Genomic DNA, 19,776 nt, shown 5'->3' with positions numbered 1-19,776 from the left:
CATGAGCCAGGCACCGCTGTCGACGCTACCGGACTGGTTGCGCCATCAGGCGCAGCACCGGCCATACGCCATCGCATTGCGCCACAAACGGCTGGGCAGATGGCACGCGTTGTCGTGGCAAGACGTCGCAACGGCGGCCGGGCAGCTGGCCGCCGGTCTCGCGCAACGTGGCTTTGCAGCGGGCGACGCGTTGCTGCTCGTCAGCCATCCGCGCGAGGAGGCGTTGCTACTGTCGCTGGCGGCGCAGTGGAACGGCGGTGTCGCGATACCGCTCGACCCGCACCTTGCTGACGACGCGTTGCGCTCCGTCCTCACGCTTATTGCCCCACGCTTCGTGTTCGCGGAAGACGACAGTCAGATAGATCGTCTGCTGACACACGAGGGATTGCACGTAATCGACGCCAACCCGCGCAATCTGACGCCGCATCCGCATCCCGCCGTGACGGACTATCGCGCTTTGCCGGTCCACACCGAAAGCGGTTTTCCATCCACCGCCCGGCCCCATGACGACGCCTTCGCCTTCGTACGCCACGATGCCGATGGGCAACTCGTCGAGCAACGTTTCTCGCATGCGACGCTGGTGCGCGAAGCACAGCAACTCGTTGCCACCGAGAAACTGGACGCAAGCGACGAAGCGTTTGCCGCACGCGCATTCGCCGCCACATCTCAGGCACGCTATCTGATTGCGCCCTGGGTACTGAGCGGCTTTCGCCTGAATTTCCCCGAGTCGCTCGCGACTCGCGACAACGATCGCCGCGAACTCGCCCCGACACTGGTTGCGGGCACTCGCGAAACCTACGCTCGCGTGGCACAACTCGTCGACGACCGTTTGCCCGGCGCGCGCTCATGGCGACGCCGTCTGATCAGCCGAGCACAGCGCAAACAGGGCGGTCCATTTGCCCGCACGTTGACCTGGTGGCTCATCACCCGTCCGTTACGCGAAGTAATTGGGTTTTCGCGCACGCATGCCGCGCTCGTCATTGGACCGGCGCTCGACGACAGCACCGCGGCGCTATTCGAGGCACTACGCGTCGACGTGCGCGCCTGGCCCGATACCGGCGACTGGCAACGTGTCGAACATAAGCGTCAGGCAACGGCACCGCAACACCATCCGGCAGACGGCGCGTCGGAACAACCGGCCTATTGACTATCGACGCATGACCCAACGTTCAATGACTTCGTCCTCAAGGCCGCTACTCTCGCTCGACCATATCTCGCTGTCGTTCAAAGGCGTGAAAGCGATTACGGATATCAGTTTCGCCGTACACACGGGTGAAATCTGCGCGTTGATCGGCCCGAATGGCGCCGGCAAAAGCTCATTGCTCAACGTGATCAACGGCGTCTATCAGGCACAGCAAGGCAGCGTGCATTTCGACGGCCACGCTTACCGCCACATGAATCCGTATCACGCGGCGCACAGCGGCATTGCCCGCACGTTTCAGAACATCGCGCTGTTTCGCCGGATGAGCGTGCTGGACAACGTGCTCACCGGCCGCAATCTGCATCGGCGCAGCACGTGGCTCGAGCAGACTTTTGGCATCGGCCGCGCGATCAGCGACGAAACGGTGCAACGCCGTTATGCCGAAGTCGTGATCGAAGCGCTCGACTTGCAGCGCTATCGGCACACCACCGTCGGCACCTTGCCGTACGGCGTTCAAAAGCGTGTCGAACTGGCCCGCGCCCTCGCCGCCGAACCGCGCCTCCTACTGCTCGACGAACCGATGGCCGGCATGAATGCGGACGAGAAACGCGCAATGGCCGGCTATGTGCTCGACGCCAACACGCAATTCGGCGTGACCGTCGTACTCATCGAGCACGACATCGGCGTGGTGATGGACCTGTCGGATCACGTCGTGGTGCTCGACTACGGCAAGAAGATTGCAGACGGCGCCCCAGCCGATGTGCGCACCAACCCGGACGTGCTGGCCGCTTATCTCGGCACCCGTCACTGAGAGATTGAACGACATGGGATTTTTCCTTGAGGTGCTCGTCGGCGGTTTGCTGGCGGGCGTGATGTATTCGATGGTCGCGATCGGCTTCGTGCTGATTTACAAAGCGTCCGGCGTATTCAATTTCGCGCAGGGTTCGATGGTGCTATTCGGTGCACTCACCTATGTGAGCCTGGTCGAGCGCCATGTGAACCCCGTGTTTGCTTTTGGTTTGACGTTAGCGGCACTGGTGCTGATTGCGTTGCTGATCGGCCGCCTCGTATTGCGACCGTTGGTGAACCGGCCGCCTATTGTTCTGTTCATGGCAACGCTCGGCTTGAGCTTCATTCTTGAAGGCGCGGCGCAATTATTCTGGGGTGCCCAGGTGCATGGACTGGATCTCGGCATCGACGACAAACCGTTGAACGTAGCCGGCGTCATGATCAGCCAGTTCGACGTCTTTGCCGCCGCGACCGCCGGCGTGCTGGTGATCGGCCTGTCGCTTCTGACCAATCGCACGCGGCTCGGCTTGTCGCTGCGTGCCGTCGCCGATGACCCGCTCGCGGCTCTCGCCATCGGCATACGGTTGCCGCGCGTATGGGCGATCGTATGGGCGCTGGCAGGCTTTGTCAGCCTCGTGGCGGGGCTCCTGTGGGGCGCGCGCCTCGGCGTGCAGTTCTCGCTGTCGCTGGTCGTGCTGAAGGCGCTGCCCGTGCTGATTATCGGCGGGTTTTCGTCGATCGGCGGGGCGATTGTGGGCGGCCTGCTGATCGGCGCATCGGAGAAGCTTGCCGAGGTTTATGTCGGCAGCCTGCTCGGCGGCGGCATCGAAAACTGGTTTCCTTATCTGCTCGCAATGCTGTTCCTGCTCGCGCGGCCTGTGGGTCTATTCGGCGAAGCCGCCGTCGAACGCGTGTGAGGTCCGCTATGTCATCTCCTCACGCCACCGTCGACGCACCGCGCAAGTTCAAACCGTACCCGCTGCAATTGCCGCTGCTGAAGTTATCGCTCACGGCAATTCTCGCGCTGATCGCCTTCATCGTCGTTCCGGTGTTCGGCAACGACTATTGGCTCAACGCGATTCTGATTCCGTTCCTCGTGTTGTCTCTCGCCGGACTCGGGCTCAACCTGGTCACGGGATACGCGGGCCAGCTTTCGCTCGGCTCCGCCGCATTCATGTCGGTCGGCGCCTACGCCACCTACAACCTGATGGTGCGGGTGCCAGGCTTGCCGCTAGTTGTCGATCTTTTGCTCGGTGGATTAATTACTGCCGTGGTCGGTGCAATATTCGGCTTACCGAGTCTGCGCATTAAAGGCTTCTACCTGATCGTCTCGACGCTGGCCGCGCAGTTCTTTGTCGAATGGATCTTTACGCGGGTCAGCTGGTTTTCCAACGACGACACCTCAGGCGTATTAAGCGCGCCGCGCCTCACCGCATTCGGCTGGAAAATCGACACGCCGGCCGCGCGTTATCTGCTCGTACTTGGTGTCACCACCGTCCTGTTCGTGCTTGCGACCCGTCTCGTCCGCAGCGAACTCGGCCGACGCTGGATGGCCGTGCGCGACATGGACACCGCCGCACGCGTGATCGGCATTCCGATCGGCCGCACCAAGCTGCTCGCCTTCGCACTGAGCTCATTCGTAATCGGCATCGCTGGCGCATTGTGGGCATTCGCTTATCTGGGCACCGTCGAGCCGCACGGCTTCGATCTCAATCTGTCGTTTCAGGTGCTGTTCATCATCATCATTGGCGGCATGGGCAGCATCGGCGGAAATTTTCTGGGCGCGGCGTTCATCGTGCTGCTGCCCATTCTTCTCTCGAATGCGGCAGGCGCGCTCGCCAGCGTCGGCATCGAAGCCGGCCAGTTGCAGAACCTGCAGAAGATCCTCTTCGGCACGCTGATCATTGTTTTTCTCATCAAGGAGCCGGACGGGCTCGCAAGACTGGTTCAGACCGCGCGGAATCGTCTGCGCGACTGGCCGCTGCGCGCATGACTCCGGTTTCATTTATCGCTCTTTTAACCATCGCTTATCCATTCAAGGTCCTTCCGGTATGAATTTCATCGACTCCTTCAAGAGACAGGGCACGGCTTCGCGCGTTGCCGCTGCTGCAAGCCTGGTGCTTGCTCTCACCGCCGCATTTGCGTCCAACGCGCGGGCCGCGGGCGAAGAATACTTCCCGCTGCAAAGCTATCGCGTGGGACCGTATGCGGCAGGCGGAAGCGGCTTCTTCGGCGGCTTCATCGACTATATGAACCTCATCAACAAGCGCGATGGCGGTGTGAATGGGGTCAAGCTGACATGGAGCGAATGCGAAACCGAATACGTCGTGGAAAAAGGCGTGGAATGCTATGAGCGGCTCAAGGGCGGCCTGAACGGCGCGCCGGCTGCGGCGACCAATCCGCTTTCGGTCGGAATCGCCTATGCGACGCTAGACCGTTCGACCGCCGACAAGATCCCTCTCGTCACGATCAATCACGGCCGCACGGATTCCACCGACGGCGCAGTGTTTCCGTACGTGTTTCCGCTTCAACTCAACCCGTATAGCGAAGTCTCGGCGATCATCAATTACATCGGTCAGCAGTCAGGTGGCCTGAATCAGCTCAAGGGCAAGAAGATCGTGGTGCTCTACCACGGTTCGCCTTATGGCCGCGAGACGATTCCCGTACTCGATGCTTTGGCTAAAAAGTACGGTTTCGAACTCACGCAGATCGAAGTCCCTCACCCGGGTAACGAGCAGGGCTCGCAGTGGCTCACCATCCACCGGATCAATCCGGACTGGGTCATTCTGCGTGGCTGGGGCGTGATGAATCCGGTCGCGTTGAAGTCGGCGCAGAAGGTGGGCTTTCCGGCGAATCACATCATCGGCAACATCTGGAGCAATTCGGAGGAAGATGCGCGGCCGGCGGGCGACGCCGCAAAGGGCTTCATTTCGATCACCACGCATCCGTCGGGCACCGAGTTCCCGGTGCTTCAGGCAATCGATCAGTATGTGATCAAACCCGGCAACGGCAATCTGAAGGACCCGGCGCGCTTCGGCACGGTGTACTACAACCTGGGCGTCGTCAACGGCATTCTCAATGTCGAAGCATTGCGCGTAGCTCAGGCTAAATACGGCAACAAGCCGCTTACGGGCGAGCAGGTGCGCTGGGGTTTCGAGCATCTGAATCTCGACGACGCACGTCTTAAGCAGTTGGGCGCGTACGGCCTGGTTCAACCGCTGAAGTTGTCGTGCTCCGATCATGAAGGCGGTGGCGCCGTACGCTTCCAGCAATGGGACGGCCAGCAATGGAAGGTGATCAGCGGCTGGGTCCAGGCGGATCGTGCCCTGCTGCGCCCGATCATCGAGAAATCGGCAAACGCGTACGCCAAGGAAAAGGGCATTACGCCGCGCGATTGCAGCAAGGATCTCTAAGCATGAGCGCCGCTCCGATCCTGCAGGTCGAGAACATCGCCGTGACGTATAGCCAGATCATTCCGGCCTTGCGCGGCGTTTCACTGACGGTGCCGTCCGGCGCCATCGTCGCCCTGCTGGGCGGCAATGGTGCGGGCAAGACAACCACGCTGAAGGCCGTCTCGAACCTGATTCGTGCGGAGCGGGGCGAGCTTACGTCGGGCCGCATCGCGTATCGCGGCAATGCGACGACTGATGTGGACCCGTGGACGCTCGCCGAACGCGGGCTCGTCCAGGTGCTGGAAGGACGGCGTTGCTTTGCGCATTTGTCCGTCGAAGAAAATCTGCGGCTCGGCGCCTTTGTGCGCCGGCCTCAACGCGCCGAGCTCGAAACGGATCTCGAGCGTATCTACGGAATCTTTCCGCGGCTCAAAGAGCGCCGCAAGACACTTGCGGGGTATACGTCAGGCGGAGAACAGCAAATGGTTGCGATCGGCCGCGCGTTGATGGCGCGGCCCTCGCTGGTGCTGCTCGATGAGCCTTCGATGGGACTGGCCCCGCAAGTCGTCGAAGAAATCTTCGAGACCGTGGCTGCGCTCAATCGCGACGACGGCGTCAGTTTTTTGCTGGCGGAGCAGAACGCGGCGATTGCGTTGCGGTATGCGCAGTCTGGGTATGTGCTCGAAGGCGGGCGCGTGGTTGCGCATGGAGAAGCAGACACGTTGCTCGAACTGGATACGTTACGCGATGCCTATCTGGGGAGCGGCAAAACGGCCACGAGCGGCAAACGCCGGGGATCACGCCACGCGGCTCCGTCACCGGCCGGCTAACGCCGCGGCGCCTCAAGACGCCACCGACGTTTCAACGCCGCCCGCTGCTCAGTCCTTATCGATGGAATGCGCAGCAAGCCCTGTTTCGACGTGCGGGATCGCCTCGCCTCGAACCGGCTTGCCGAGAAGAAAACCCTGAGCATGCGTGCATCCGCACACGCGCACAAAATCCAGCTGCTCCTGCGTCTCGATGCCTTCCGCTGTGGTCGGCATACCGATTTCTCGCGCCAAAGCCACAATCCCGCGAACCATGGCCGCGGATTCGCGCCGATGCACGGATTCCTTCACGAACGAACTGTCGATCTTGAGCTTATCGAATGAGAAGCGTACGAGCGTCGACATGGTGGAAAAACCGGTGCCGAAGTCATCGAGCGCGAGGCCGATCCCCAATGCGCGAAGCTTCTCGACGTTGTGCCGGGTAATGGTGTCGTCGCTCAACAATACCGTTTCCGTGACTTCGATATTCAGACGCGCCGGCGGCAGTCCCGTCTTCTCAAGGATCGCAGCAACCGTCGACTCGAACGACTCCTCCCGCAATTGCACCGGCGAAACATTCACGGCGACACTCACTGCATCACGCCAGGTCGCAGCTTCCATGCACGATTGCAGCAAGACCCACTCGCCGAGCGCGAGAATGAGCCCCGTGCGTTCGGCAGTAGGAATAAACGCGGAGGGAGAAAGCTCGCCGCGAGTCGGATGCGTCCAGCGAAGCAGCGCCTCACGGCCGGAAATCGTGTCGTCGCTGAGATCGACGATCGGCTGATACTCGATGCGCAAATCGTTGTAAGACTGCATCGCGCCTTCCAGATCGCTGCGCAGGAGACTCAAACTTTCGTCGAATACGTTCCTGGTCGCGTCGAAAATAGCGAAGGCGCTTTTTCCGCTGCGTTTGACCGCATACAACGCGCGGTCCGCGCAGATCAGCAATTGCGGCCCTGTCTTTGCGTGCTCCGGATAGAGTGAGATGCCCACGCTTGCACCGATGTGCACCAACGCCTCGCTTAATACGAAAGGACGTGCAAGCGTTTTGACGATGCGTTCTGCCAGCAGACCGACGTCGAGGGCGAACACCGTGCCATCGGAAATGGCGACGAACTCGTCCCCGGCCAGGCGTCCCACAAGATCGCTTGCAGGCAGCACTTCTCGCAATCGGGCTGCCGCCTCCTGAAGAATCTGATCGCCGGCGGCATGGCCCAGGCTGTCATTGATGGCCTTGAAGCCGTCGAGGTCGATCAGCAGAAGCGCGAATCGATGATCCTGCCGTAACGAACCTGCCACCGTGCGCTCCAACAAAAGCTCGGTAATGCGAGCACGGTTGGGCAGGCCAGTGAGACTGTCATGATGAGCAAGCCGGTGGCTGCGTTCACGCGCCAACAGTAACGCGACGGTGTCACGATTGCTGCGCAATGCCACGGTAAAGAAACCGGCCGCACAAAACGGCGCCTGAAACAGCAGCACGAGTTTTCCGGAACCGGGAGAAAGCGCCGCCCCCCAACCTAACAGCCCGAGAATGAGCGAAATCTGGAGAAGCACGAGCCGGGGTGTGCCTGCATTGCGTCCGGCCAATCCGCCGATCACGCCCACCGCGCAAACGTTGCCGAGCAGAAAAAGCGTCTGGTTTCCGCTCGTATTGCACAAGAAACTGCCAAAGCCGAATAAGGCGGCCCAGAGAAGGCTCGCAAAGAGGAAGGCTGAGGTAGGAGTTGGCAGATTCTGGGCGCTGCGCCGGCAGCACAGCCAGATCAACGTCAGACGCGCAATCAGCAGCGCGACCACCGCGCTGCCCCACCACGCATAAAGGGCTCTCGGATACAGGTAGTAGGCGGTCGCACAGACGCTGATTTCGCAGATCGACGCAAACACGATCGATGCGGTTCGCGTGAACAGGTTGGCAAGCAATACTTGCCGGTTGTCCGCACTCAGGTTCTGAGCGGAGGACACCACCCATTTGAAAAATGGAGACCTTGGTTCGCTGAAAGCCATGACCTACGCATTTTTACTGGTTAGTGGATCGAATCGGACGCGCCTCGCGATTATTACGTAAACACAAAACAAAGTGTCCAAAGCAACGCTACAGCGTTGCTTTGGACACCACTGCACCTGTATACACGAATGTTGTGCCGCATTCAGGTCGACTACGTGACTATTCCTTGCGGATTGCATCACGCTCCGGCGAGAAAGAAAGTCGTTTAAACGACTTCCACCGGCACCCGCTTTGCGAGAGCGCACATCAGTTCGTACCCTATCGTCCCCGAAGCGTGAGCGACGTCATCGATCTTGACCTGCTCGCCCCACAACTCGACCTTCGAACCGATCTGCGCATGCGGACACGGCGTCAGGTCGACGGTGAGCATGTCCATCGAAACGCGGCCCACCACTTGCGTCATGACTCCGTCGACGGCGATTGGCGTACCCGTCGATGCATGCCGCGGGTATCCATCCGCATACCCGCATGCCACCACACCAATGCGCATCTCACGATTCGCAGCAAAGGCTCGGCCGTAGCCGACTGTTTCCTGCGCCGACAATGACTGCACCCCGATCACTTCGCTTCTGAGCGTCATCGATGCGCGCAAGTCCACGTCATCAATGTGACGCGACTGACCGGTAGGTGAACCACCGTACAACACGACACCCGGACGCACCCAGTCACGATGCGCCTGGGGATGCCACAGAACCGCCGCTGAATTCGCGAGACTTCGTTGACCCGGTATGTCTTGAGTGACTGCATCGAAGCGATCCGTCTGCCATGCCACGTCGCCGTCATCGGCATTCGCGAAATGGCTCATCAACGTGATGTCCGCAATGACAGGAATCGATCGGGCTTCCTCCCACGCGGCACGGTACGCGTCGGGCCGGAAGCCGAGGCGATTCATCCCGGAGTTCATCTTCAGATGCACATTGACGCGATTACGTGACGAAGACAGTCGCAACAGATCGAGTTGCTCACGGCAATGCACGGCCATGGAGAGATCGAACTGTTGAGCGATTTGCACGTCACCTGGTTTGAAGACACCTTCCAGAAGAAGAATCGGTTTGGTCCAACCCAGTTCGCGCACGCGGACCGCTTCGTCGAGATCGAGCAGGGCGATACCGTCGGCATTCGCGAGCGCCGGGAAAACGCGGTCGATTCCGTGTCCATATGCGTTAGCTTTGACTACGGCCCAGGCTCGGGATCGAGACGCGCGCTGTTTGACGAGGGAGAGGTTGTGGCTGACTGCGCCAGGATGAATCTGTGCAACGATCGGGCGTGGCATGGGAGGCGTTGAGGGCTGGTTTAGAAAGAGTGGGTGCCCGTTGCCAGAGACCGGCGCTATAGCCAACAGGCAGCTTTTCCCACTATCGTATCCAGCCTCAACCAGTTTTTGTTACTGTATTGTTTTGGTTTTTTGGTTTTATTTTTTGGCCACCCGGTGCGGCTTTAAATTGTCGGCGACCGCTATGCTTGGGCTTTTGCCGCGGCGCAGGCAAGCATCGCATCCCCGATCACGTTTTCCCCCTGTTCGTTAAGGGCCTCACCCGCTCCCCGTATATCTCGCTCTTCCTTATTCTGGCCCAGCTTTATTTTCCCGACGAGCCGGGTGATTTCGATCTCGACACCGACGATAGCCTTCAACATCGCGTCGATGTATTCGCTGGGGCTATCCGTCATCTTCCACGGCTGAGGCTGGGACGCCTCATGGGTACGCGTCAGGCGAGCGACCAGTCCTCGAACGTAGCGCTCGTCGTCATGGATGGTGATACGGCCGTAAGCGTGCACGACCCTGTAATTCCATGTCGGCACCTGCTTGTGAAACTCATGCTTGCTCGGATACCACGACGGCGAGATATAAGCGTCGCCTGCGCGAAACACGATCAACACTTCATCGCCATTGGCGACATCCTGCCAGACCGGATTGGCACGGGCCACGTGCGCACTCAGGACTCCATGCGCCCCCTCGCCAGCTTTCAGTTCAAAGGGAATGTGATTCGCGTCCGGTCCGTTCTTGCCGTGAGTAAACAGGATGCCAAACGGATTTTCCTGAATGAGGGCGTGTAGCACCTCGCTGCGCGATTCATTGAAATGGGCGGGTATGTACATATTGGCTCCGTGTGGGATCGGGAGGCGCTAGCCCCCAACTCGGGTTGCGCCGCCGTGGCAGGCATGCCGGATCAAATCGCGATCATCTTGCTGTCTGGAAATTCTCACGGCAAACTGGTTTATATTGAAGGGCCAGTTTTAATCAATTTCCTTAGGCCAGAAAGCCATGGTGAGAAAGCCCCAAACCGTCGAGCTCCCCTCGATCGGTCCGCTGGATCGCACCGCCGGACATCTGGGACGTCAGCTCGCCCAGGCGCTCCGCAATGCTGTACGGCGCGGCGACCTCAAGCCTGGCGAGGTGCTGCCGTCCACGCGTGCGCTCGCCACGTCGTTGCATATCGCACGCGGCACGGTTGTCGAGGCATTCGATCAGTTAATTGCCGAGGGCTTTCTGGAATCACGCCCCAGAGCCGGCACAAGCGTGGCACAGTCGCTGACGACGCCTGCTGCCAGGACACCCGAGCGGTCCGCATCCGTCGAACTGACCACACTCCCCAAACGTGCCGCGCTGTTCGCACAGGTTGCGCGTCAGTTTTCAGCGCTACCGGCGGCGCCCTTCGCCGTTTCGGTACCCGTTGGCGCTGCCGCGCCAAACGATGTCTGGCGTAGGCTCGGCAACCGCCTGCGCGCCCGCGGGCCCGGGGCACCCGCAGGGTATGGCGATCCACAGGGCGCGCGGGCGCTTCGCGAAGCAATCGCCGACTACGTCAGGCGATCGCGCTCGGTTCGCTGCAGTGCCGAACAGGTGATCATCACAAGCGGCACGCAGCAAGGGCTTTATCTGTCGTGCCAGGTGCTGCTTGACGCCGACGACATGGCCTGGGTGGAAGACCCGGCGTACAGGGGCATCACGGCGATTCTCGAAAGCACGGGCCGCCCGGAACGCATGATCCGGGTACCTGTCGATGCAGAGGGTCTCAAAGTCGATGCGGGTATCGGGCTGTGCCGTCATGCGCGAGCGGCATTCGTCACGTCGTCCCATCAGTACCCGTTGGGAATGCCGATGAGTATGGCAAGACGCAACGCCCTGCTGGCATGGGCCGGCTCGAACAACGCCTGGGTTGTCGAGGACGACTACGACAGCGAGCTGCGTTATGCGGGACATCCGTTTCCGTCGCTCCAGGGGCTCGATCCGAATCGGGTGATTTACCTCGGCACGTTCAGCAAGATCCTGTTTCCCTCGTTGCGGCTCGGTTATGCCGTTGTTCCGGACAACCTGGTGGAAGCGTTCTGCGGCGCACGCGTGCTAATGGATCGCAACCCGCCGAATGCCGATCAGCATGTGCTTGCAGCGTTCATTGCGGAAGGTCACCTCGACCGTCACATCCGGCGAATCCGCGGTGTGTACGCAGATCGCCGTGCGCGAATTATCGAAACCATCGAGCGGCTGCTGCCGAAAAAAGTCGCCTGGCTGCAGCCGTCCGATCAGGGTATGCATATGGTGCTATGGCTGGGCAGAGGCGTCGACGATATCGCCGTGGCGTCGTTAGCCGCCGAAAGCGGCGTTGCCGTTCGGGCTGTCTCTCCGATGTATTCGGATGGCAAGGGCCCCATGGGCTTGATACTGGGCCTGGGCGGCTTTAGCGACGACGAGATTGAAATCGCTACCCGGCATCTCGCGAGAAGCATTGCTGCAGTGGCAAGCAAACGGGGAAATGTCAGCGCTGCGAAACGTAGAACGCCAGGCCGCTCGAGTGCGAAGAGAACTTGACCTTGGCACCGGCTGCAAACCGTTTGGGGCAAACGGTTCCTCACTCCACAAAAGCAACGCTGACAGGAGTGGGTACGCCGACCGATTGCCCAGTATCCGACACCATGCCAGACGCAAGGTCGATGCTGAACACATTCACTTTACCGCTGCGTTGGTTGGCGACCAGCAGCCATTTCCCCGACGAATCGATTGCAAATCCCCATGGTCTTTCACCGCCCGAGGACGTGCGTTGAACCAGAGAAAGCTCGCCCGAGTCGGGATCGACACGATAGACCACTAGCGCATTCTCTCCACGATCCTCGACATAAACAAAACGGCCATCATGACTGATCGCAACCTCGGCTCCGCTTTTCACGCCCTGAAAATTCTGACTGCTTGTCGGCACCGATTGCACCAGTGTCAAACGCCCTTGCGATGCATCCCAGCGCAGCACCATGATTTCTGCTGTCAGTTCGGTTAGCAGATAAACGTACTGACTGTTCGAGCCGAAAGCAAGATGACGGGGGCCACTACCTGGTGGGACAACAAAGGAGCGCGGACTGGCCCCGTCGTCCGGTGACAACGAATGGGTGGCCCGGTCAAAGCCATAAACGAATACGCGATCGGCGCCCAGGTCGGGAACGAGTGCGTATCGGCCTGACGGATCGACGATGGCGCTGTGTGCATGCGCGCTCGCCTGCCGCCGATTTGGTCCGGAACCCGTCTCCTTGATCGTGGACACGAGCGAACCCAGGCTTCCATCGTGGTTGACCACAATGCTCGATACGGACCCACCGCCGTAATTGGCGGCGAGTAAGGTCATCGAGGGTAGGTCCAGGCCCAGATTCGTGGTTCCGCTGCCGCGTGTGGGAACCTCGTTTATTCTGGTCAGCGCACCGGTGCCGCGATCCACTGCATAGGCGGTGACGCTTCCTTCCCTCGTATTGTCGTCATCGACCGAATAGAGAATGGGCAATCGGGGGTGCGCCGCAACCCATGTGGATTTCAGCCCTTCGGCAACCGGGCCGATCACCGTCAGCTTGCCTGTGGAAGTATCGAAGCGCAGCGCGTGAATCTGGCGCTCCTGCGTTCCAATGTAGACGAGCTCGGTTTTCGCATCTTCCCGTAACGTAGCGGCACTGTTACGCGTGCTGTACATTCCGCTCAACAACGTAAGCGCGATAAATGCCGCCACGGCGCCATACCGTGTCAACCTGTTTTTCTGGTGGGGCCGTGTCATAGTCCGCTAGCCTGGAGGTCGATAGTATGGGACGAATACAGGCTGCCTGCCTACGTACTGCTCAAAAGACGCAAGCGGGCAATCATCCCTTATTCCCGACCCCGGCTCACCGCTGCGCAAATTCGGTGAAGGCGATCAATGGTCTCTGCATTGTCTGCGAGGTGAACGGGTTGCCTAAGCGTATTCGATTTGCAACCGTGCGTCCCTGCACAAAAAGCGGATTCGCCGGTATTTTTCGATCGAACATACCGGGTATTCAACGCTCATCTGAATCGCAGACCCGCTTACTGCGAGAGCACTTTGCGATGAGGCTGTTGTCGGGCAGCAAGGCGAAACTGGCTCGGCGCTTGACCGACTTCTCTGCGGAAGAAGCGCGTAAAGTACGCGGCGTCCGCAAAGCCCAGGTAAAAAGCGATCTGCTCCACGGACATGTCGCCGAAAATGAGGTTGCGTTTTGCCTCAGTGATAATACGTGCGTGAATCATTTTCGTCGGGCTCTGCTCCGCGGCGGAGGCACACGCGGCACGCAATTGCACCAGAGAGATTGCCATCATTGACGCATAGTCCTGCAGTGGCAAATTCTCCCGGTAATGCTCATCGATCAGCTTACGGAACCGGTCTACCTGGCGCACGTCGTTGCGTGTAGCGCTTTCGTTGCCAGTCTGATCCAAACGCGTTTCCCGAACCAGCATGAGCAGCAGCGTCGTCAGCAACGCTTCGGTACCCACCACATGACCCACCGCGTCAGACTCAACTTCCTGCTTAAGGCTTTTGATCAGGCTGGAAAACTCTGCGCCTGCTTCCGCGGAATAGGAAAGCGGAATCATGCGCGGCAACGCCCAGAGGGCAATGAACTCATGGAGTTTGGCGTTAACCTGCGTGAGGTAAGCGACCTCGATCGTCACAACCCATCTGTCGGCATCGATTTCGTAGTCGAGACCGTGAACGCATTCGGTTGGTAACAGCAAGGCACAAGGGCCTTCGAACGGCACGCTGGAACCCTCGAGATTCATGACGCCGCGCCCGCTGCGAACGAATATCACCTGGCCATAAGCGGGATGCGCGTGAGGCTCGGTGCGCCAGCGGCCCCGGTCGGTAACATGCCCGACATGCACGAACCAGTTTTCGTCTTCGGGCCGTTCAACGTACAGGCGGACCTTTGGAACCGTTGTCAGCTTCGCGTTGGGAATCGATTTGGGCTGATACTTTGCCACGGCACTGTGTGTCATAAAGTCTCCTTGGCGGCCAGAATCGATCTCGTAGCAGTCGTCGGTTGTTCGATCGACCGGCGTTCCTCGCTCAGGCCACCGCCGTGTTCAGCGCTGCGCCCGTTTGCGACCAGGACCTGATGCGCCTGGGCTCCAGGAGCGTACGGCATGATGAATTCGTCTCGAATCCGATCTTAACCCTGTCCGAGGGTCGCGAAAACAGGGAATATTTTTCCATACATTTCTACGGAGCATGAACTGCGATTTACCCGAACGACAGCGCCGTTTCACGGCGCCGATGTCGTCATCAGAATCGATGCAGCATTCCGATAACGACGCCACGCGTGTCGGCACCTGGCGCGACCGCAATACCGGTATACCCGGTGCCGTTAAGGGTAAATTGCGCCCGATTCCGGTTCTGGATAAACCCGGCGGAACTGTATAGGGTCGTCAGCTTGGAAAGGGAGTATGAATAGGTCAAACCCACTTGTTGTGCGTTGTTCCCTTTGCCCGTCTGGTCATGGGCATAACCATACATCAGTGAAAGCTGGTCAGCGGAACTGAACGAGTAGGAACCCGACACTTCGTAGACATCACGCTTCACGCTGTCATCCGTCTGGCGTTCCGTGTGATACGCCAGAAAAAATCGAGCGGCGCCTACGCCGACAGACCCACCCGCATTGAAAATCTTCAGTATCGAGGTTCCTGCCACATTGGCCGCCTGCTCATAACCCGCAGCTGCACGGAAAGGTCCGTTCACGTAGCGGACTGCCGCGTTGTAGAACTGCAGTCCGTTAGTCGGCTTGGTCGTCGTATCCCGCATCGCGACCATGAACTGAGCACTCAGGCCATAGACCGTGGGTGTGAAATAGGAAATCGCGTTATTGACCCGGACGGTCAGGCTGTTGAAATTGTTCATTGGAGACCCGATGCTCATTACCGCCACCGGGTCGAGTTCGGGGTTCATGAAAATGTATTGAGGCGTGTTTTGCAGCCCTATACGCGCTTCACCAAACCCGCCTGATACACCAACCCAAGCCTGACGATTAAAGGCCTCGGCAGCGTTCGATGCCGCGCCGGTCATGCCTGAGAAGCCCTGCTCCAGTTGAAAATTGATCTGAAGGCCGCCACCGATATCCTCGCTGCCCTTCAAGCCATACCTGCTGGCAAATAGTCCACCGGATACGCCACGCACCACCGCCCCGGCACCTGCGTTCTGATATTCCAGACCGTTGTCAACGATGCCGTAGAGTGTGACTGACGACTGGGCGTATGCCGTATTGAGGGCACATGCCGATGCCACGCCGGATACAAGCGCGATCAACTTTTTCATTTAGTCTCCTAATCAATGTGTAATTATCAGAATTCTTCATTCAGCGACCAGATGCATTTAAATAGTTGAGCCCTGCCCTGACGAATCGGCACAAGCCTATGCTTCTCGGAACATGGACCACGTGCTGCCGTGGACTGAATTCGTAGCGCTGCTTGCGCGGCATGGTCGTATCCCATACGGCGCGCCGCTGCGCATGATTTTTCTGGATAGGGAGACGTGACGGGAGGCATGGTCCGGTTTCGGGACCGCGTGATCAGGCGACAGTTCACTTTGCCGCGCCCACGCCGGAGCGATGACCATCATCGCTCCGAAACGGCAAAAGAGATCCGCTTTCTCATGAATGTCTCCGCTACTTTTTTATTTGAATCAGGCTTCTTTCTGCATGGCCATGCAACATCGCGCACCATCTGACGGATGCGCCGAATGGGCCCGTTATAGGCCTGCGACATACGCAAATGCATCAGTAATGTCGATTTTCAGGGGACTGTTCCGCTCGACAGTCTCTCCACTGAACATCGCCTGCGATCAGCGCGATGAAGACGCTGACCGCCGGGTACCCAAGTTTCTGTGACTAAGAATATTTGATGCGCGATCGCGCGTCCCTACACAAAAGCGCGATTCACTGGCATTTTTTCGACTAATTCAGTGATAACACCCACCCCCGACTGCACTCCTCCATCACGCGACAAAAAATGCCAGCGAATCTAACTTTTGTGTAAAGGCAGACGATCGGGCATCCAATACCATTCCTCACCACCGCGACAGAATGCGCTGTGTTGGCTTGTGCCCAGCCAGTTGCCGACCGTGCGGCCGGATCAAGAGTCGGAAAACGACCACGCTTCGTACCAAACCACATCCAATCTGGACGGAGACATGAAAAACATATTCGATATGGCGCACAGCGCCAGGCCTCGCATTGCCCTGACGCTTTGCCGCAATGCCATGTCGACCGGTTCTTGACTATTACGCCTTGAACGTTTGGTGCCTCGTTCGTCCTCAGGAAGTTCAACGGGGACGGGCCAATAGAAAATCCATATGGACGGAGACATGAAAATAAAACCCGTAGTCTTGCGAAAATCGCTTCTCGGTGCGGCCATATTCTGCTGTTTGAGCGAGTTCAGTTACGCGGAGGTGTACACCGCACCTAGCGATTCCGCTCCACCGCAGACCCAGCAGGTTCAGACAAACAGCAGCGCGCCTCTCACTGCCCCTGATTTGAAATCGGGGGAACAAATCGGCACGCCACCTGTGTCGTGGAACGATACGTATATCGGCTACCGCTATGGCAGTGATTTCCACTATCCGGGGGTTGCCGACAAAGTTGCCCAGAACATTGGTTATCTCACGACAACCGGCGGCTTCAGGTTCGGCAGCTACGCATTCAACGTGGATTACCTCGTATCGAACTCCGCGAACCCGGAGGCGGGCGGCCCGTCCTCAGGTGGAGCGCAGGAGGTGTATAGCGTCGGCCGGGTCGAGTTGAGTGCCGGAAAGATTCTTGGGCGGCCAGTAGGCATCGGCTTCATTCGGGACGTCGGCCTGACCGCCGGCTATGAATTCGGCACCAAGAACGATGCCTACGGAGAGCGTGCACGCATGCTCGTTCTCGGCCCGACTATCGAGTTCGCGTTGCCGCGAGGCTTCTGGAATCTCACCGCCGGCCTTAGAACCGAGAGCAACCATAACGGCATCACCGGCGTCGACGTGCATTTCAATACTGCGTGGCACATCGAGAGTTCGTGGCTCTTTCCGTTCCGGGTAGGACCGTTGCCGCTGATGTTGCGTGGGTTTGCCAGCATGACCGGGCCGAAAGGAAAGGATGGTTTCGGCGTTCAGACGACAACCGAATTTCTCACCCGCGTTTCCCTGCTAGCCGATCTGGGTTCGTTCGCCGGTCATCCACGCGCTGTTTATGCGGGTGTCGGCTATGAGTACTGGCACCACATGTACGGCACGCCGACCAGCGAAACGGTCGGCACGATCACATCCTTGCCGATGCTGATGGCTGAAATTCACTTCTAGTCGGCGACGCAAAAGGCGCTGTGCTTTCGCGCAGCGCCCTTCTTATACCGGCACCCTCACCAGATTACGGATTGGGAATGTACAACGGCATGGCCTCTTCCCATAGCGTATCCGTGATCGGATGCTGATCGCTACCGTCGGCGTTCATCACCCAGTTCTGGCCGTCGGGTTGAAAGCTGTTGTCGTACAGCGCGAGTTCATCCCGGAAGCCGTAGACGCCTGAGCTGTACGCGATGCGGCCATCCCAAGTCCAGACAGCGTGCCCTTGATTCGCCCCGGGCGTGGTCAAACGGGTAAGGTCCGTGCCATCGGGTTTGATTGTGTACACGTCATAGTGAAATTTGTTGGGATCGGTCGGGTTGACTTCCTTGCGGGTGAACACAATTTTGCTGCCATCCGGCGACCAGCCTGGCAGGTTGTCTCCCTCGGTGGTCAACACGGTAGTCGTGCGCGTGTCGAGATCGAGAATACGCAGACCTTGCACCTTCGGGCTCCATACGCGGTAGACGATCTTCTTCCCGTCCGGCGAATAACTCGGATAACCCGAGTTGATAGAACCATCCGTCAAGGCTTCCGCGTGGCCGTTCATGCTGCCGTCGGCCTTGATACGCATGATCTGGCCGGGACCGGCACCGCGCGTAAAGAACCATTGACCCACACCGAAGACCACCCACTGACGATCCGGCGACCAGCCAGGCGCAAACGCACCGGCCAGGCCCTGCTTGATCATGACCGGATTCAAGCCACTGGTGGCCGGATCGTAAATACGCGTATAGCCGGAAAAATCAGGGTTGATGATCGCGATGGACGAGTTGATCGCCTTCTCTGTGTACACCAGTTTCTGCCGATCAGGCGAGAGCTGCGGGAACACGTCGATGTATCGGTAGTTCCAGTCAGGATCAAAACTGAACAGCGGCGTTCCATTTTCATGGGCCGGGCGCATCGTTATTTTTTCGTAGACCATCTTGCTGCCGTCCGACGAATAGCGAGGCGAGCGGATGCCCGAGTTACTGGTCGAGCGGAAAGTGCCGGCCGTGGTATAGATCCCTTCGGTGTCGCCGCCCTTGACGTGATACGCGACGTTGGTTTCGCTCAGATATTGCGGAAACACCTTGAAACCGGGTGTCGATGTCAATGTGGTCTTCGCAAGACTGGACAGATCCACCGACACCAGTTGCGAACTGACCTTGTTGATCAACTCCGGACGATGTGCGCCCCAGGTCGACTCCACTGGTGTTTCATAGAACACTACGCGCTTGCCGTCCGGTGACCAGGAAGGCGAGCCCTCGTCGAAGCCGGGATTGCTGGCAATTTTCTTCCAGCCGGAGCCATCGGGCCTGATGATATAGATGCTGCTTTCCTGCGTGCGCTCCCAGCCGCCCGGCAGATTGTGACCACGCCAATCGGAGCCCGTATCGGAAGAAATGGCAAGCCACTTGCCGTCCGGAGACCAGGAAGGTCTGAAGTAGCTGTGCGGTTTGCTGGGATCGAATTTCAGCGCGCCGGTAACGTTTTTCAGTGCGCCAGTTGCAATGTTCAATGTCCAGATATTGGTCGTGCCGAAGTCGTTCGTGCCCCTGCGTGATGAAACGAATGCGATGGTGTTGGGGTTCGTCGGCGAAAACACGGCGGCATCGTCGACCGCGATGTGATTGGTGAGCTGCTGCAGGCCCGTACCATCCACTTTCACGCGATAAAGATTTGACTCGCCAAGGCCGTCACGCTCCGACGTGAATACGATCCACTGCCCGTCTTTCGAAAACGAAGCGTGGTAGTCGAAGCCATCGGTCGGAATTAACCGGTGTTCATCGGTACCGTCCGCATTCGATACATACAGCTCTGAAGTAACGGGACCCACGCGGTTGAGCAGCAAGGTGCCTTTCGTCGCCGCGCCCGCTCCAGTGGGAATGAGAATCCAGACGCCCCCGATGGCGACACAAGCCAGGAGTTTCTTCAAAGACGTAGTTAAATACACAGCAAAATATCTCCGTTAATTATGCGTAGGTGAGCGGTGTGAAACCGCTCAACCGCTTCTGCGCCGCCATTTTTT

15 protein-coding genes are annotated in these 19,776 nt (G+C 59.0%); 8 read left to right on the top strand and 7 right to left on the bottom strand.

Annotated features, from left to right (window positions below; translation table 11 throughout):
* The first annotated feature begins 1 nt into the window (after position 1).
* From ACOSV0_RS23740 to ACOSV0_RS23715, 6 genes are read left to right on the top strand one after another with little or no spacing between them, the layout of a single operon-like run.
* Positions 2–1,147, top strand: coding sequence for an AMP-binding protein (locus ACOSV0_RS23740; protein ID WP_434114236.1), 1,146 nt, complete (start codon positions 2–4; stop codon positions 1,145–1,147).
* 10 nt (positions 1,148–1,157) lie between these two features.
* Complete coding sequence (locus ACOSV0_RS23735; protein ID WP_434114233.1) at positions 1,158–1,952, top strand: ABC transporter ATP-binding protein; 795 nt, start codon at positions 1,158–1,160, stop codon at positions 1,950–1,952.
* Positions 1,953–1,965: 13 nt separating this feature from the next.
* Entirely contained in the window at positions 1,966–2,847 is an 882-nt protein-coding gene (locus tag ACOSV0_RS23730) for a branched-chain amino acid ABC transporter permease (RefSeq protein WP_434114230.1), read from the top strand.
* An 8-nt stretch (positions 2,848–2,855) separates the two neighbouring features.
* Positions 2,856–3,923, top strand: coding sequence for a branched-chain amino acid ABC transporter permease (locus tag ACOSV0_RS23725; RefSeq protein ID WP_434114227.1), 1,068 nt, complete (start codon positions 2,856–2,858; stop codon positions 3,921–3,923).
* A gap of 58 nt (positions 3,924–3,981) precedes the next feature.
* Positions 3,982–5,343 carry an ABC transporter substrate-binding protein gene (locus ACOSV0_RS23720; protein WP_434114225.1) on the top strand — a complete coding sequence of 454 codons (1,362 nt, stop codon included), beginning with the start codon at positions 3,982–3,984 and terminating at the stop codon, positions 5,341–5,343.
* 2 nt (positions 5,344–5,345) lie between these two features.
* Positions 5,346–6,152 carry an ABC transporter ATP-binding protein gene (locus tag ACOSV0_RS23715; protein WP_434114222.1) on the top strand — a complete coding sequence of 269 codons (807 nt, stop codon included), beginning with the start codon at positions 5,346–5,348 and terminating at the stop codon, positions 6,150–6,152.
* 48 nt (positions 6,153–6,200) lie between these two features.
* Here ACOSV0_RS23715 and ACOSV0_RS23710 read toward each other — a convergent pair whose 3' ends face one another.
* From ACOSV0_RS23710 to ACOSV0_RS23700, 3 genes are all read right to left on the bottom strand, one after another.
* A complete protein-coding gene (locus tag ACOSV0_RS23710) occupies positions 6,201–8,135 on the bottom strand; it encodes a putative bifunctional diguanylate cyclase/phosphodiesterase (RefSeq protein ID WP_434114220.1) in 1,935 nt (644 codons plus the stop codon).
* Between the two features lie 206 nt (positions 8,136–8,341).
* Positions 8,342–9,409 carry an alanine racemase gene (gene alr, locus ACOSV0_RS23705; protein ID WP_434114217.1) on the bottom strand — a complete coding sequence of 356 codons (1,068 nt, stop codon included), beginning with the start codon at positions 9,407–9,409 and terminating at the stop codon, positions 8,342–8,344.
* A 182-nt stretch (positions 9,410–9,591) separates the two neighbouring features.
* Positions 9,592–10,233: an FMN-binding negative transcriptional regulator gene (locus ACOSV0_RS23700; protein WP_434114214.1), complete on the bottom strand. Its 642-nt coding sequence runs from the start codon at positions 10,231–10,233 to the stop codon at positions 9,592–9,594.
* Positions 10,234–10,399: 166 nt separating this feature from the next.
* On the opposite strand from ACOSV0_RS23700, the gene ACOSV0_RS23695 reads away from it, so the two are divergent.
* A complete protein-coding gene (locus tag ACOSV0_RS23695; protein WP_434114212.1) occupies positions 10,400–11,944 on the top strand; it encodes a PLP-dependent aminotransferase family protein in 1,545 nt (514 codons plus the stop codon).
* 40 nt (positions 11,945–11,984) lie between these two features.
* Here ACOSV0_RS23695 and ACOSV0_RS23690 read toward each other — a convergent pair whose 3' ends face one another.
* The 3 genes from ACOSV0_RS23690 to ACOSV0_RS23680 form a co-directional block, all read right to left on the bottom strand.
* On the bottom strand, positions 11,985–13,163 hold the full coding sequence (locus ACOSV0_RS23690) for a lactonase family protein (protein ID WP_434114209.1): 1,179 nt from the start codon (positions 13,161–13,163) through the stop codon (positions 11,985–11,987).
* Between the two features lie 284 nt (positions 13,164–13,447).
* Positions 13,448–14,392, bottom strand: a complete 945-nt coding sequence (locus tag ACOSV0_RS23685; protein WP_434114206.1) for a helix-turn-helix domain-containing protein — start codon at positions 14,390–14,392, stop codon at positions 13,448–13,450.
* 286 nt (positions 14,393–14,678) lie between these two features.
* The gene (locus ACOSV0_RS23680; RefSeq protein ID WP_434114204.1) at positions 14,679–15,704 is read right to left on the bottom strand and encodes a porin; all 1,026 of its coding nucleotides are present in this window, start codon (positions 15,702–15,704) and stop codon (positions 14,679–14,681) included.
* Between the two features lie 1,248 nt (positions 15,705–16,952).
* On the opposite strand from ACOSV0_RS23680, the gene ACOSV0_RS23675 reads away from it, so the two are divergent.
* Positions 16,953–17,726: a hypothetical protein gene (locus tag ACOSV0_RS23675; protein ID WP_434114201.1), complete on the top strand. Its 774-nt coding sequence runs from the start codon at positions 16,953–16,955 to the stop codon at positions 17,724–17,726.
* 64 nt (positions 17,727–17,790) lie between these two features.
* Here the strand turns inward: ACOSV0_RS23675 and ACOSV0_RS23670 are convergent, their stop codons facing one another.
* Positions 17,791–19,683 (bottom strand): hypothetical protein, encoded by a 1,893-nt coding sequence (locus tag ACOSV0_RS23670; protein ID WP_434114198.1) that lies wholly within the window; start codon positions 19,681–19,683, stop codon positions 17,791–17,793.
* Positions 19,684–19,776 lie beyond the last annotated feature (93 nt).

Source organism: Paraburkholderia caffeinilytica, assembly GCF_051027425.1.
In the GTDB taxonomy this organism is placed as follows: Bacteria; Pseudomonadota; Gammaproteobacteria; order Burkholderiales; family Burkholderiaceae; genus Paraburkholderia; species Paraburkholderia caffeinilytica_A.
Note: the sequence above shows the minus strand (reverse complement) of the source record. Positions and strands in the feature narration are given on the sequence as shown.

Excerpts from the sequence above, each read along its gene's own strand:
- ACOSV0_RS23740 (WP_434114236.1), top strand. The coding sequence starts at position 2 with ATGAGCCAGGCACCGCTGTCGACGCTACCGGACTGGTTGCGCCATCAG.
- ACOSV0_RS23735 (WP_434114233.1), top strand. The coding sequence starts at position 1,158 with ATGACCCAACGTTCAATGACTTCGTCCTCAAGGCCGCTACTCTCGCTC.
- ACOSV0_RS23730 (WP_434114230.1), top strand. The coding sequence starts at position 1,966 with ATGGGATTTTTCCTTGAGGTGCTCGTCGGCGGTTTGCTGGCGGGCGTG.
- ACOSV0_RS23725 (WP_434114227.1), top strand. The coding sequence starts at position 2,856 with ATGTCATCTCCTCACGCCACCGTCGACGCACCGCGCAAGTTCAAACCG.
- ACOSV0_RS23720 (WP_434114225.1), top strand. The coding sequence starts at position 3,982 with ATGAATTTCATCGACTCCTTCAAGAGACAGGGCACGGCTTCGCGCGTT.
- ACOSV0_RS23715 (WP_434114222.1), top strand. The coding sequence starts at position 5,346 with ATGAGCGCCGCTCCGATCCTGCAGGTCGAGAACATCGCCGTGACGTAT.
- ACOSV0_RS23710 (WP_434114220.1), bottom strand. The coding sequence starts at position 8,135 with ATGGCTTTCAGCGAACCAAGGTCTCCATTTTTCAAATGGGTGGTGTCC.
- alr (WP_434114217.1), bottom strand. The coding sequence starts at position 9,409 with ATGCCACGCCCGATCGTTGCACAGATTCATCCTGGCGCAGTCAGCCAC.
- ACOSV0_RS23700 (WP_434114214.1), bottom strand. The coding sequence starts at position 10,233 with ATGTACATACCCGCCCATTTCAATGAATCGCGCAGCGAGGTGCTACAC.
- ACOSV0_RS23695 (WP_434114212.1), top strand. The coding sequence starts at position 10,400 with ATGGTGAGAAAGCCCCAAACCGTCGAGCTCCCCTCGATCGGTCCGCTG.
- ACOSV0_RS23690 (WP_434114209.1), bottom strand. The coding sequence starts at position 13,163 with ATGACACGGCCCCACCAGAAAAACAGGTTGACACGGTATGGCGCCGTG.
- ACOSV0_RS23685 (WP_434114206.1), bottom strand. The coding sequence starts at position 14,392 with ATGACACACAGTGCCGTGGCAAAGTATCAGCCCAAATCGATTCCCAAC.
- ACOSV0_RS23680 (WP_434114204.1), bottom strand. The coding sequence starts at position 15,704 with ATGAAAAAGTTGATCGCGCTTGTATCCGGCGTGGCATCGGCATGTGCC.